Source organism: Flavihumibacter profundi, from assembly GCF_020076305.1.
GTDB lineage: Bacteria > Bacteroidota > Bacteroidia > Chitinophagales > Chitinophagaceae > Flavihumibacter > Flavihumibacter profundi.
In genome coordinates this window covers 1,621,384-1,635,753 of record NZ_JAIQXE010000001.1, presented here as the reverse complement: position 1 = coordinate 1,635,753, position 14,370 = coordinate 1,621,384, and the positions used below count along the sequence as shown (strand labels likewise).

Genomic DNA, 14,370 nt, shown 5'->3' with positions numbered 1-14,370 from the left:
TATAATTTCACTTTTTGCCTGATAAAGATGGTTCCTTCGACAGGTCGTCCACCAGGGCCAGAGCCCTTTTATTTAGTTCTGCAATATAGTTCCGGGATGATTCTTCCGGAATATAAGCTGCTTTGCGTGTAATACTGTTCGAGAGGATTCCCCTTGCTGTAAGCAATTCTTTTTCTGCATAGTGGAACAATTCCATGTTTTGCAGGGAGAAGAATATCTGGGGCATAATCCTTTCAAAACTGGTAAAGGCTTTATCGTGGTGACCTGCTCTCCTCATCTCGAAAACTTTTTGCAGGATATCGGCAACGCCCAGTCCGGGCATTACACCAGCAATGCCCACGGGGATCAGCTCCAGCATATATAATCCGCCCCAGCCTTCAAAGAGGCCAACTTTACCTTCTGTTACTTTTATGATCTCTTCGAATTTTGGTGCACAAAGCGGCTCTTCCAGTTTCAGGTATTTGAAATTTGGATGCTTGTCCATCAACCTTTTGATAAATGCCGGTGATATGGAAGCACCACCCGGATTGAAGTCCTGGATCAGGACCGGTGTTTCAGGAATGGAAGCCAAAAAACCCGACAGGTATTCCATCAGCGAGTCTTCTGGCAGGCTGAAAATCCTGGGAACAGCAAGGGAAACAATATCGGCGCCATTCTTCACATTTGCCTGTGCCAACCGGATAGCTGACCGAAGGGAAGGATGGTTGGACTGGGCAACGATTTTGATACGTCCCTTAGCATGCTCCACTGCGATTTTTACTACCTGTAATTTTTCTTCATCAGTCAGTTTATAGAACTCACTGGCATAAGCCGGAAGGCAGGCTGCCTGTATCCCGCAGGAGCAGGCAAAATCTACCAGGCTCCTTAAAGCAGCTTCATCAATTTCTTCGTTTTCTGTAAATGGAGTCGGGATGATTGGAACAACTCCCTGCAATAAATCTTCGCTTAATTTCATGATTGGGTATTTATTCTAAAGTCAAGTTTTTGTTTTTTCCATAACTCTCAACCAGGGTCAGTACCAGCATCGATACAAATACAAGTGCACCCCCGATGATTGCTGATGTGCCCAGTTTTTCACCCAGCCAGAAAGCAGCAATGGGTACACCGAAAAAAGCGATCAGGTAATTGGAAAGTGCAACATCAGTGGCTTCCAGGTGTTTCAGGGCGATGAAAAAAAGTACCATCGACAGGAAATTGTGCAGTATCGTCAGGTTGACCAATCCTAGCCATGTATCTTTCTTAAATGAGCTGATCCGTGAAAAAATATCAGCTTCATAATACAATACAAATGGGGAAAGCAGTATGACCATGAATAGATAGGTATAGAAGACCATTTCCATTCCGCTGAACCGGTCGGCAATTTTTTTACAGCCCACATTGTAGTAAGCATTACCGATCAGTGCCAGGAAAATGAGCATGTTGCCTAACGCATATTCAGAACCGAAATTCATTTGCCTGATATCATTGGTAGAGCACAGGATCACCCCAACGAGTGCAATGGCAAAGCAGATCCAGCGGATACGGGTCATTTTTTCTTTCAGGATCAGGAAGGCCAGCAGGGCAGTGAGTACCGGTAATATCAATACCATGATGGCAGCATTGCTGGCCAGTGAAAATCGTGTGCCTGCTGTCATGAGGACCTGGGAAGGGAATGCTCCCAGTGCTGCCAACGGCAAAAAGACAAGGATATCTTTGGGTTTTCTTTTGTTCTGCCTGTAATCTTTGGCTACGAAAGGCAGCAGCAGAATTAGGGAGAACAGCATTGGTCCCCAGACTGTAAAATATGGACCAACTTCATCCTGGATCAGTTTAATACCGGTGAATTGCAGGGCCCACATCAGGTTGCAACAAAACAAAAGGATCCATGCGCCTAATTTTTTATTCATGCTTATGATTGTTCAGTTTTAATAATATTTCCGGTGGCGTAGTTGCTCACTGCTTCCAGGTCAAGGTCCGTGCCCAGGCCGGGTCCCTGCGGAACAATTGCAGCTCCATGCTCAAACCTGATACCTGTAGTAATGAGGTCATTCACACGAACCAGTTCACCGAAAAGATCTGAAGGAATGGTGCAATTGATGCTGGCAGCAGCAATATGCAGACCCATGGTTTCTGAAATGCCCAGGTCAACTTCGGAACCGCGCCAGCAGGACTTTCCTTCCAGGTGCGCAATCTCAGCGAGTAAAATACTGTTATACGCTGAGCCGTTGAAATTGTAGCCATCAGCCGAATTTGCCTTGATGCAGGGAATGATATCCCTGATGTCTTGCGTATAAGGCAATGAGATATGACGGAACAGGGGCACTTTCAGGGCTTTCCGCAAGGCTACGAATCCTTCCACATCTTCATGTTTGATCGGGTCTTCAAGGCCATACATTATTTCTTCATCTACGCCATCCATTAGCTGCAAAGTGGTAGCGACATCATTCCATCGTTGGTTGGGATCCAGGATAAGCCTAATGCCCGTACCACACTTTTTCCTGATGGCTTCCGTCCATAACCTCACCGGGTCTTCATCTGAGCATTTAAACTTGAACATTTTATGACCCTTTTGCATCGCCTCATAAGCCTTCCGGGCAGCATCTTCAGGATTCCGCCTGCCTGTCCAGCCCATGCAATCGATCTTGTCACGATAGGCACCACCCAGTAATTGATGGATGGGTACCTGAACTATTTTTCCAAGCAGGTCAAGGATGGCTGTTTCAAAAGACTCATAAATGCGCTGATCATTTACCGGCAGCCGGCGCCAGTTGAGGGCCAGTATATCTTTTCCGACCAGTCCATCAATCGCTTCTTTTAATTTTTCGGGTGATGCCGATCGGTAGGTCTCACCAATTCCGGTCAGGCCATTTCGCAAAGTGACTTGCAGTATCCACTTTGGCTGGATGGCAAAATCAGTCCAGCTTTCCCCGGTAAGGAATTTTTTCGCGAAGGATTTGTCTTTATCCAGCACATCTGAAGAATTCAGGCTGCCGGGTTTAGCAGGAACAACCACTTCCGTTGCAACGATCGATTGAATACTAGTCGGGTTCATTTTTCTCCTATATTTTGCGGGTACTTTTCTGCCAGTTTCCGGATCTCATAACTAAACTGTACAAATAATTCTTCCCATTTTTTTGCTGTTTCCAAAGTATAAGGATAGAAGCCTTTTGCATTGCTTACGCCTTTTGCACCAGCAGCTACCAGGTCTTCCATTGTCGCCGGGATTTCTGTAGCATTGCTCAACTCGGGGAAGAGGTCTTTCATAACCGTGCGATATGCCGGAATGCCTGTCAGGTCCATAAAGCGGAAAGGACCGGCAAATGTGATCCAGTAGCCAAGGTCATTGCGTAAAGACCTGTCTACATCTTCTACAGTTGCATAACCATTTTCAACCAGGAAGAAGGATTCACGCAACATCGCATACATGATCCTGTTAGTTATAAATCCGCGGATATCTTTTTTCAGCAGCGAGGGCTCTTTTCCCCATGATGCTGCCAGGGCGATTACTTTTTCTGCTAATTGCGGGTCAGATTGGTTGCCACAGATCACTTCCATAAAACGGGTGATATGGGCGGGTTCTGCCCAGTGGATTCCAAAGAGGCGTTGCGGGTATTGCAGGCCATCCTGCAAAAAAGAAACCGGGATTGCAGATGTGTTACTCCCAATTATGGCTGTAGGTTCCAGAACAGTTTCAAGTTGGTGATACAGTTTTTTCTTTTCTTCCGCACTTTCGGTGATAGACTCGATCACGACCTCATGATCCTGCAACAATGCAATATTATCGGTAATCAGCAGGCGGTTGAGTATCACTGTTGGATCTTCCATTAATATGCCTTCTTCCTGTAATTCCTGCAGGTATCCCATTATACGTGCACGGGCTTCCGCTGCGGTTTCGATCTGGTTGGTCAGTGTAGTCACGGGATGGCCTGCTGCTAAAATGCAGGTCGCAATGCTACTGCCCATGAGCCCGAGGCCTACTGTTCCTATTCGCTTTTTTTGCTGCATCCGCGACATTATTTTAGGTATACGATTGCGTCGATCTCTACTTTAATGCCATCCCATAAAACCGATTGAACGGTTGTCCGTGCCGGTAATACGCCGCTGAAAAAAGACGCATAAGCTTTATCGTACCGGTCAAAATCATTGATGTCTTTCAGGTGCACTGTACACTTCACTATATTGTCTGTTGATGCTCCTGCTGCCTCTATGATCTTTTTGATATGTGATAGCGTTAGCAGTGTTTCTTCCTCAATAGTACCACGCACTACCTGGCCCGTAGCCAGGTCCAGCGGCCCCTGGCCACTGATGTATAAAAAATCACCGGCAATTACCCCGGCCGAATAGGAACCGGTATGGGATTGTTTATCGGGATGCCTGACTTCTTTTTTCACGTTATTTGTTTTTCAGGTTTTCTAATATGGGCCATGTTGCAAAATCATCCACAAAACTGAGGATGGCTGCCAGGGCTTTCTGGTATAAATGATCGCCTTTTTCTTTTGTGGCGAGCTGGGGTTCGCCGCTGCATCCATTGTCTGAAATGAATGCCGTTTGTTTTACGATGGAAACACCTCTATAGGGAATGTCATCCTCAAAAGCAACATAGCCATTTTTGGCAGGCCTTACCGCTCTCTTCACCTTGTCCATCCGTACTTTTTCGGGATACAGGTGTAGCATGAGGCTGGTCTCATATTCGCAGGCATGGCTTAAAGCGGGACTTTCCATTGGCTTATCGCCACTGAAGGCAGAACCAGCCAGCTCCCAATAAGTGGCCAGGGCTATATAGCAGGGGATTTCATTATCGAACTCCTTACTCAATAATGATAATGCCTGTTTAACCGGGGTAATATTTCCGCCATGTCCATTGAGCAATACAATTCTCCTGAACCCGCAATGTAACAGGGACCTCACTAGGTCGATGACCACCTGGACATATAAGTCGGCAGACAAACTCATGGTGCCACCGAAGGGCAGGTGGTGATGGCTCGATCCATATGGTAGCGTTGGAGCCAGGATGATTTTTTCCTGGCGATGCAGTTCTGCAGCGGTGGCCAGGCTGGTCACAATATCTGCATCTGTACCCACACCAAGATGCGGACCATGTTGTTCCGTTGCGCCGAGAGGCAACATCAGGATCCTGTTACTGGCAGCGCCAATTGTTGCATATGTTTCACTGGTAAACAACATAGTTCTGAATTAATTAAAAATGCACTCATCAAGAAATGCAGGGGTATAACCTTGTTCAGTTGCCCAGCGAACCACGGTCTCGAGTTTCTCGAAATAGTCGGGTTGGTAGGCGATATAATCAGGGTAATAATATTGTTCATGTACCAGGAAGTCAACATAAGGAGGAAGGCCACCCTGTTCGCGATAGGCGTTCAGGAAAGGAACAAGTTCGTCTTTTGCTTTCCGGTCTACGACCACGCTGCTCCTGATAAAAATGATATCTTCCTGTTCATCTTTCCAGATAAACCTTTTCTTCATATTCCTTCTTTGCTCAACCGTAAGATAATAAGAGACAGCCGGCAGGTCATCATCAACATTGAAATAGCCCAGCTGGCCTTTGTAACCGGCAGCGCGTAAAGCGCGCGATCCTTCCACATTCACTTCACCCCAATGGATGGTGGTTACCGGGCCGGTTAAAGCATCACCCGCGAAGCGTTTGATCTCTTTCATCACCAGGTCACAGTCTTTCTTTACCGTTTCGAAGGAAGCGTTTTTGTAGGGCGCATCCGGGAACTCCTGGTAAGCATGAAAACTCAACCTGATCCAGTCGGCCTGTTCAGCCCATTCTGCACTGAATTTTGCTGGAAAGGAAGAAAGTGAAAAATCACCTTCCACTGACATATAGAATAAGTTCAGGTGAACCTTCGTGCCATATTGCTGATGTAATTTGCGCAGGCCATTCAGGTAAGCGTTGTCAAAAATGGAAGTATAGGAATTCGCATGTTCTGCGATATCCTGCAAAAAGCGGATATTATCATCAATTGATAACCTGTATTTACCGGCAAACTGGCTTGCCCAATATACGGGGAATGACAGTTGTTCACCGGTTCCAAGGTCAACAATCTGCAATGTATTCCTGTAATTCCGGAAGATCAATGATGCGGAAAAAATCCCATTGTCCTCAATGGCCGCGATTCCATTTATGGTGATCCCGGATCCGGCCGGTGCGCTTATTTTAGCTGTGAAACTCAGTCCATCAGCAGTTTGTATGCCATCGCGGGCATGCAGTACGTCACCTTCAATTGGAAATATTGGTTTGATGCTGGAAGCAGTCATAATTTGGCATTAATGGTTTGTCTGCTATTCGTACAAGACATTAACCGGGTAAAAATATTGAATGAATAAAATGGAACTATATAGAAATCACGTGAATGTATATACTTTTTTAACATCGCTCTTCAGCAGCTGTTATTGGCCGCTTATGGCTTGGTCTTTTCAATGCTTCACTAATATGCGGCGGCATATTGCAGCAAGCTATAGAAATGTTTGGCATCACCATGCGGGCACCGTCCTTCCGGATGTATGTAATTTGTATTGGCAGGATCATGCCGGCGAAATTCATGGCTATAGCTGTTCATGGTAATGCAAAGGGCTTTGACTGTGCATCCGGTCAGTATTTTACTTGCTTTCATTACCATAAAATATACGATAATTTTAAATGCCAGGGGAAACTTGCAAAGCTAAGCGCATTCAAAAAGTCTTGGGTATATAAAAACACAGTTTTTATGTATTTTTTTACCAGGAGAAGAAAGCGCCGGATGATTCAAAAAATTATTCAGCGGGATTGCCATTTGCTAGTACTTAATCAGTTATTTTTATTCGACTCACCCCTAAAATATGCGAACGCTAGCTGAAATTTTACCTGAAGAAAGGATATTGTCCAGGCTCATCGACAGGATTGCATTTGCCTCCGACGCAGGCTTTTATCACCTCATACCCCTGGCAGTCGTAAAGGCTGTGAATGAAACCGAAATCATTGCTTTATTTAAGTACTCGCAGGAGAATAATATCCCGCTCGTCTTTCGTACCGGCGGAACGAGTTTATCCGGACAATCCATTACAAATGGTATACTTGTTGACCTAAGCCAGCACTGGGGTAATATTAATATTGAAAAGGAGGGGGAAGAAGTCAGGGTGCAACCGGGAATTATCGGAGCCAAAGTGAATAACCACCTCCTGCGTTATGGCAGGAAGATAGGCCCTGATCCTTCCAGTATAAGTGCTGCCATGATTGGCGGGATATTGTCAAATAATGCGAGTGGCATGTGTTGCGGAACACAATTCAATTCTTACCACACGATGCGGCATATCAGCTTCATCTTACCTGATGGGAACAGGTTTACCACAGCTCACCAGCCTGATTATGCACGGTTTGAAAGCGAAGAGGCTGCATTGTTTGAAGGACTCGCAACACTTCGGCATAGCATACATAGTAACGATGTATTGTTCCAAAAGATCAGGAATAAATACAGGATCAAGAATACAATCGGCTATGCCCTGAATGCCTTTCTCGATTACGAGCATCCCCTGGATATATTTTCGCACCTGCTAATCGGCGCTGAAGGCACACTGGCTTTTATCGCAGAGGCTGTCTTGGAAACAATTCCAGACCTGCCTTTCAAGTCCACGGCCATGCTCTACTTTACAGATATCCGGGCAGCCTGCAAAGCCATTGAACCACTTACTGCTGCCGGTGCGGCTATGGTTGAGCTGATGGACCGCGCTTCCCTGCGTGCTGTTGAGAACATTGATGGCATTGATCCGTTTATCCAACAACTGCCTGCATCTGCAAGTGCCCTGCTCGTAGAGTTCCAGGCGGGTGACCAAAATGCTTTAACGGCAACGGTAGACGGATTCCTGCAAAGCTGTACTGAATTTTCGTTGCTGAAATTTCCTTCTTTCAGCTCAGCTGAGAAGGAAAGGAATTTCCTCTGGAAGATCCGGAAGGGCCTGTTCCCTTCTGTAGGTGCTGTCAGGAAAAAAGGAACAACCGTGATCCTTGAGGACATTGCCTTTCCGGTGCCTAACCTTGGTGATGCCATAGCAGATTTGCAGGTATTGTTTGAAGCATACAAATATCCCGATGCCATCATATTCGGACATGCAAAGGATGGCAATATTCATTTTGTCGTTACCCAGGCATTTGATACACCGGCAGAAGTGGGGCGTTATGATGCATTTATCCGGGAAGTGGTTGACCTGGTGGTGAAAAAATATGATGGATCGCTGAAAGCTGAACATGGTACAGGCCGTAATATGGCGCCATTTGTGGAAACCGAGTGGGGTGGGGAAGCGTATGCTATCATGAATACGGTTAAAAAACTGGCCGATCCGCAGGGGTTGCTGAATCCGGGTGTGATCATTAATGAAAATCCACAGGCACATATAACCGATTTGAAGGAACTGCCCGAGGTGGAATCGGAAGTTGATAAGTGTATAGAGTGTGGTTACTGTGAACCAAATTGTCCGAGTCGTGATTTCACCACTTCGCCGCGGCGCAGGATCGTACTGCGGCGGGCCCTGGCGAAAATGAAACTGACAGGCAGGAGATCGGAATACAAGGAATTGTTACAACAGTTTAACTATGATGGACTTGAAACCTGTGCAGTAGACGGACTCTGTGCAATATCCTGCCCGGTTGATATCAATACCGGAGACCTGGTGAAGCGACTCCGGCGGGAATCACATTCACCAACGGCAAATGCAATAGCCGTATTTGCTGCAAGGAACTTCGGGACCATCTCTTCTATAGTGAGAGGCTTATTGAAAACAGGCTTACTGGTGAATAAGATTGCCGGCAGGAATTCGATGTTGCGACTGACGCGCCTCTTTAAAAAAGCACAACAGAGTTTTCCGCTCTGGTCGAATCATTTATTAACCCCTCCGCATTCCATTAAAACACCCGATGAACAAGCCAAATACGCTAAAACCATTGTCTATTTCCCAACCTGTATTTCAAGGGTGATGGGCAATTATCCAGGAAAGGAAAAAAACAGCATGGAGAGCTTTTTGTCAGTTTGTCAAAAGAGCCAGGTGAATGTAAGATTGCCGCAACCTTTGAATACGATCTGTTGCAGCCAGATATTTTCTTCCAAAGGGTACCAGGATGCACACCGGATAAAGGCTAATGAAGTGGTTGAAGCTTTATGGACAGCAACCGGATCAGGTAAATGGCCGGTTGTACTCGATGTTAGTTCATGTGCCTATACCCTGAAGCATCTTGAGCCGGTACTGGATACTGAAAACAGAACAAAGTTCAAACAATTAACCATCTGGGATACTGTTGAATTTTTATACCACCAGGTGGTTCCTTCCGCCATTCCAAAAACGAAGAAAAGGGATATCGTATTACACCCTGTTTGCTCCCTGGAGAAGATGAATATTTCATATATGTTGCGATCGGTGGCTGCCCATTTTGCTGACCAGGTGACTGTTCCTGTTGCTGCAGGATGCTGTGGCATGGCGGGCGACCGGGGTTTTATCGTGCCGGGGTTAACAGCCTCCGCCACACATGCTGAAGCTGCTGAAGTCTGCGCTGTATCTTACGATGGGCACTATTCCGCGACCAGGACCTGTGAGCTGGCCTTGTCCCAGGCAACCGGCAGGAATTATGAATCGATACTCTACCTCGTGGATGAATGTTTATAGCATTTCTGCATGCTTTTGCAAATGTTAAAAAAGTATACAAATTAAGCAGAAATATGAATTTTAAACCCTTGATCAATTTTTAGATTTGGCCAGGGCAAGCAATAATTATTCTGGAAATATTATTCAACGGGTTTATGTTCAGGAAACAATTACAAGGCATTATTGTGCTTTATTTTATAGCTGCATGCAGCATCTCTTTTGACATTGTTCAAAAGCAATCCAAACAAGCGGCGCTGCCACTCTTCGATGGCAAATCCCTGCGCGGCTGGAAGAAAATTGTGGGTAAGGCTGCTTACTCAGTAGAAGATGGTGCAATTGTTGGTACTTCTGTCATAGATTCTGCCAATTCCTTCCTTGTCACAGAAAAAGCATATAATGATTTTGTGCTCGACCTTGATCTTATGATTGAAAGTCCGGCGGGCAATTCTGGTGTTCAGACCCGCAGCCATTTTGGCGGCAACCTGCACCCCAATAAGGTGTATGGCCGGCAGGTAGAAGTGGATCCTTCCCCACGGTCATGGTCAGGTGGTATATATGATGAAGACCGGCGTGAGTGGATTTATTCCCTCGATTTGAATCCGGCTGCTAAATCTGCCTTTATCGTTGGTGCATATAATCATTATAAAATTGAATGCATCGGCAATGAGATGAAAACCTGGGTGAATGGCATTCCTGCTGCCCATGTGATTGATGACCTCGATCGCAGTGGTTTTATCGGCTTGCAGGTGCATGCTGTGGGAACAAAGGAAGAAGCCGGCCACAAAGTTTATTTTAAGAATATTATTATTCGTACAAAAGACATTACCCCAACGCTATTTCCGGCAGACTTGCCCCTGGTTAACCTTAATAAAAAATGATATGCCAGTTACGAGAAGAAAATTTGTACAGCAGGGTGCCATGACTTTAGCGGCTACCATGCTGGGTCCGCTTGCCATCAGTGCCGCAAGTTATCGCAGGATTCCCGGCGCTAATGATCGTGTGCGGCTGGGGGTTGTAGGTTTTTCTGACAGGTTTCGCCATGCGCATTTCCCCAGTTACCTGCAACATTATAAGGAACTCAATTTTGATATCACCGCAGTTTCTGATTTGTGGAAACTAAGGCGCGAAGAAGGGGTTGGGTTCCTTTCCCAGCAATTGGGCCATGGAATCAGGGCCTGCCGCAACAATGATGAGTTGTATGCAGGAAAGGATATCGATGCGGTGTTCATCAGTACTCCCGATTTCCAGCACGCCTTGCATACCATTGAAGCGGTGAAGGCAAATTGTGATGTATACTGTGAGAAGCCATTTGCAGAAACCATGGATGATAACCGTAAGGCACTGAAAGCAGTTAAGGATTCAGGTAAGATCGTACAGATCGGGTCGCAGCGCAGGAGCGGAAAGAATTATATCGCTGCAGATGCTTTTATCAAGTCCGGAAAATTCGGCGCAATCAATATGGTGGAACTGAACTGGAATGTGAACCAGCCTGGTCGCTGGCGCAGGCCCAAACTGGTGGCGCAGTGCCATGAGAAAGACCTTGACTGGAAAAGGTTTTTAATGAACAGGCCTTATGAATCCTTCGATCCCAGGAAATACCTGGAGTACCGTTTGTTCTGGCCCTACTCTTCAGGGCAGCCCGGCCAATGGATGTCGCACCAGATCGATACAGTGCATTGGTATACCGGTTTTAACCATCCGCGCAGTGTTGTTGCCAATGGTGGTATTTATTGCTGGCCAGATGGCCGCACCAACTGGGATACGACCACCGCAGTATTTGATTACGGTCCGGCCGATAAAAAAGCCCCGGGCTTCCAGGTCGTATTTTCTTCCCGCATGGGTAATGGCGATGAAGTAACTACCGAGATATACTATTCAACGGGTGGAGAACTGAACCTGAATACCAATAAAATTTCACCGGCAGGTGGGCTCACAGCAGCCTTCGCGCAGGAAATGAATATGCCTGCGAACCTGTTACCGGAAATGGACCTGGTTGACAGAAATGCAAAAATTGATGTGGGGGCGAATGCCGGTGGTGATGAATACACATCAGCGCATGTAAGGAACTGGATGGAATGTATCCGGAGCCGCAAACAACCCAATGCGCCTGTTGAAGTGGGCTATTATCATTCGATCGCCAATATCATGACCAATGCCGCCGTACACACAGGGTATAAAGCTACATTTGATGAGGCGAGGCAGGAAGTGATGGTGGGCGGAAAACCATTTGTTATATAATTAATCGGAAAATATGGGCAATAGCAGAAGATCGTTTTTGAAAAATTCGGGACTGACGGGTATGGGGCTTGCCGCTGGCTTTATCAACGCCTATGCCAATTCCGAAGATGAGTTGGCGCGGATCAGGGAACAGGCTGCTTTTTCACCCCTGCAAAATTTTAACATGAGTGGTTATGCTGCACCAAAACTCGATGTAGTAAGGGTGGGTATTGTAGGTATTGGTAACCGTGGCTTTGATGCCGTGTCAAGGATGAATAAAATTGATGGCGTCGAAATAAAGGCCCTCTGTGACCTGCGTCCGGAGCGGGTGAAAATGGCCAATGACCTGGTTGCCCAATCGGGTCACCAGCCTGCCTTATACCACACAGACCCGGAAGCCTGGAAGAAAATGTGTTCCCGCGATGACCTCGACCTGGTATATATTCTAACCCCCTGGTCGCTGCATACCCCGATGGCGGTATTCTCTATGAACCACAATAAACATGTTTGCGTGGAAGTGCCGGCAGGAAAGACGCTGGAAGAATTGTGGTTACTCGTGCAAACCTCTGAAAAGACCCGGAAGCATTGCATGATGGTTGAAAATTGTTGTTATGATTTCTTCGAAATGACCACCCTGAATATGGTCAGGAGCGGATTTTTCGGGGAGATCACCCATTGTGAAGGTGCCTATATCCATAACCTCACAGAATATGTTTTTTCCAAAGAACATTTCTACCAGATGTGGGAGTTAAAAGAAATGTCTTCCCGTAAAGGAAACCTATACCCAACACACGGGCTGGGACCACTCTGCCAGGTGCTGAATATCAACCGAGGCGATAAAATGGATTACCTGGTATCTGTTTCGAATAATGACTTCATCATGGGCCCGATGGCGAAGGAACTTGCTGCCAGGGATTCTTTTTATGCGCCTTATGCCAATAAACAATTCAATGGTACTATGAGCACTACAACGATCAAAACCTACAAGGGTAAATCGATCGTCGTGCAATTTGATGTATCCTCACCAAGGCCCTATACAAGGATACAATTAGTAAGCGGCACAAAAGGAATTGCCATGAAATATCCTGAGCCGTCGCGATATGCGACCGGGCATGAATGGTTGGGAGAAGCTGAAACAAAATTGCTGATGGAAAAATATACCCCCGCCATTGTAAAGAAAATTGGTGAAGCAGCTAGGCAGGTGGGTGGCCATGGGGGAATGGACTTCCTGATGGACTGGCGCACGATCGATTGCCTGCGGAATGGATTGCCACTGGACCAGGATGTTTATGATGCGGCCTTATGGTCGGCCATATCTCCGCTCTCAGCCTGGTCGATAGCCAACCGGTCAACATCAATCTCAGTGCCTGATTTTACAAGGGGTGCTTTTACAAAAAACCAACCCATAGATATTTCCATGGAAAAAGGTGGAACAACAAAGGTGAAACTATAATATGCCGAACGCGATAAACAGAAGGAAATTCCTTCGCAATGCTTCCCTTGCGAGTGCCGGATTCGGTTTGCTGGGTGTAAAAAAAAGCCAGGCTTCAGAAGCCGCTACAATTGCAAAAACAGCCACTATCCCTGCCGGCGGTCGCATTGGTATCATAGGATTGGATACCTCACATAGCATATCATTTGTAGATGCACTAAATGGGCTCAATCCTTCTAAAGACCTGGCAGGATATAAAATTGTTGCAGCTTATCCTTATGGCAGCCGTGATATTAAAAGCAGTGCAGAACGTATACCATCCTACACCGAATATGTAAAACGATTTGATGTCGAGATTGTGGATTCGATCAGTGCTTTATTATCGAAGGTCGATGTAGTAATGCTGGAAACCAATGATGGCCGCCCACACCTTGAGCAGGCCCTTGAAGTATTAAAAACAGGAAAAAAATTATTCGTCGATAAACCTGTAGCAGGTTCCCTGGAAGATGTGCTGGCTGTATATGAAGCGGCAAGGTTCTATAAAGTGCCCATTTTTTCGGCTTCATCGCTGCGCTACAATACCGGTGTACAGGAGACCGCCAGTGGTAAAACGATAGGTAAAGTACTTGGTGCAGATGCTTTTAGTCCCAGTCCACTTGAACCCACCCATCCCGATTTTTTCTGGTATGGCATCCACGGAATTGAAACCCTTTGTACCCTGATGGGCAAGGGCTGTAAGCAGGTCAGCAGGATCAATGCTGAACAAACAGATATTGTTGTCGGGGTATGGAATGATGGCCGCCTGGGCAGCTTCCGCGGTACGCGCAACGGCGCAAATGAATACGGCGCAACAGCTTTTGGTGAAACCGGTGTACAAAGGATCGGACCTTATTCAGGATATGACGCCCTGTTGAAACAGGTGATCAGGTTTTTCCAGACAGGTATCCCACCGGTAACTGAAGAGGAAACCATCGAGATCTATGGATTTATGGAAGCTGCACATGAAAGTAAAAGACAAGGCGGGGCAACAGTACAAATTGCAGCTGTACTCGAAAAAGCCAGGAAGAATATGAAAAAGAAATGGTGATTGCCATTATTAGATTGATATTTTA

The 14,370-nt window shown here is 46.2% G+C and carries 13 protein-coding genes; 5 read left to right on the top strand and 8 right to left on the bottom strand.

The features are described 5' to 3' along the window. Positions 1-7: 7 nt before the first annotated feature. The 8 genes from LAQ65_RS07080 to LAQ65_RS07045 form a co-directional block, all read right to left on the bottom strand. A complete protein-coding gene (locus LAQ65_RS07080; RefSeq protein WP_224116251.1) occupies positions 8-955 on the bottom strand; it encodes a dihydrodipicolinate synthase family protein in 948 nt (315 codons plus the stop codon). 10 nt (positions 956-965) lie between these two features. Further along, on the bottom strand, positions 966-1,886 hold the full coding sequence (locus LAQ65_RS07075; protein ID WP_224116250.1) for a DMT family transporter: 921 nt from the start codon (positions 1,884-1,886) through the stop codon (positions 966-968). A 2-nt stretch (positions 1,887-1,888) separates the two neighbouring features. Further along, on the bottom strand, positions 1,889-3,031 hold the full coding sequence (locus LAQ65_RS07070; protein ID WP_224116249.1) for a mandelate racemase/muconate lactonizing enzyme family protein: 1,143 nt from the start codon (positions 3,029-3,031) through the stop codon (positions 1,889-1,891). After that, entirely contained in the window at positions 3,028-3,984 is a 957-nt protein-coding gene (locus LAQ65_RS07065) for a 3-hydroxyacyl-CoA dehydrogenase family protein (protein ID WP_224116248.1), read from the bottom strand. Before LAQ65_RS07065 ends, LAQ65_RS07070 begins: the two co-directional genes overlap by 4 nt. Before the next feature lie 8 nt (positions 3,985-3,992). Then, complete coding sequence (locus tag LAQ65_RS07060) at positions 3,993-4,370, bottom strand: RidA family protein (RefSeq protein ID WP_224116247.1); 378 nt, start codon at positions 4,368-4,370, stop codon at positions 3,993-3,995. 1 nt (position 4,371) lies between these two features. Continuing rightward, the gene (locus LAQ65_RS07055; RefSeq protein WP_224116246.1) at positions 4,372-5,163 is read right to left on the bottom strand and encodes a creatininase family protein; all 792 of its coding nucleotides are present in this window, start codon (positions 5,161-5,163) and stop codon (positions 4,372-4,374) included. A gap of 9 nt (positions 5,164-5,172) precedes the next feature. After that, positions 5,173-6,258 carry a hypothetical protein gene (locus LAQ65_RS07050; protein WP_224116245.1) on the bottom strand — a complete coding sequence of 362 codons (1,086 nt, stop codon included), beginning with the start codon at positions 6,256-6,258 and terminating at the stop codon, positions 5,173-5,175. 170 nt (positions 6,259-6,428) lie between these two features. Next, on the bottom strand, positions 6,429-6,614 hold the full coding sequence (locus LAQ65_RS07045; protein ID WP_224116244.1) for a hypothetical protein: 186 nt from the start codon (positions 6,612-6,614) through the stop codon (positions 6,429-6,431). A 205-nt stretch (positions 6,615-6,819) separates the two neighbouring features. Between LAQ65_RS07045 and LAQ65_RS07040 the strand changes: the two genes are divergently transcribed. The 5 genes from LAQ65_RS07040 (at position 6,820) to LAQ65_RS07020 (ending at position 14,345) form a co-directional block, all read left to right on the top strand. After that, positions 6,820-9,630, top strand: coding sequence for an FAD-binding and (Fe-S)-binding domain-containing protein (locus tag LAQ65_RS07040; protein ID WP_224116243.1), 2,811 nt, complete (start codon positions 6,820-6,822; stop codon positions 9,628-9,630). Between the two features lie 134 nt (positions 9,631-9,764). Further along, positions 9,765-10,487, top strand: a complete 723-nt coding sequence (locus LAQ65_RS07035) for a 3-keto-disaccharide hydrolase (protein WP_224116242.1) — start codon at positions 9,765-9,767, stop codon at positions 10,485-10,487. A 1-nt stretch (position 10,488) separates the two neighbouring features. Beyond that, on the top strand, positions 10,489-11,847 hold the full coding sequence (locus LAQ65_RS07030; RefSeq protein ID WP_224116241.1) for a Gfo/Idh/MocA family protein: 1,359 nt from the start codon (positions 10,489-10,491) through the stop codon (positions 11,845-11,847). A gap of 13 nt (positions 11,848-11,860) precedes the next feature. After that, positions 11,861-13,279 carry a Gfo/Idh/MocA family protein gene (locus tag LAQ65_RS07025; protein WP_224116240.1) on the top strand — a complete coding sequence of 473 codons (1,419 nt, stop codon included), beginning with the start codon at positions 11,861-11,863 and terminating at the stop codon, positions 13,277-13,279. 1 nt (position 13,280) lies between these two features. Continuing rightward, positions 13,281-14,345 (top strand): Gfo/Idh/MocA family protein, encoded by a 1,065-nt coding sequence (locus LAQ65_RS07020; RefSeq protein WP_224116239.1) that lies wholly within the window; start codon positions 13,281-13,283, stop codon positions 14,343-14,345. Positions 14,346-14,370: the final 25 nt, after the last annotated feature.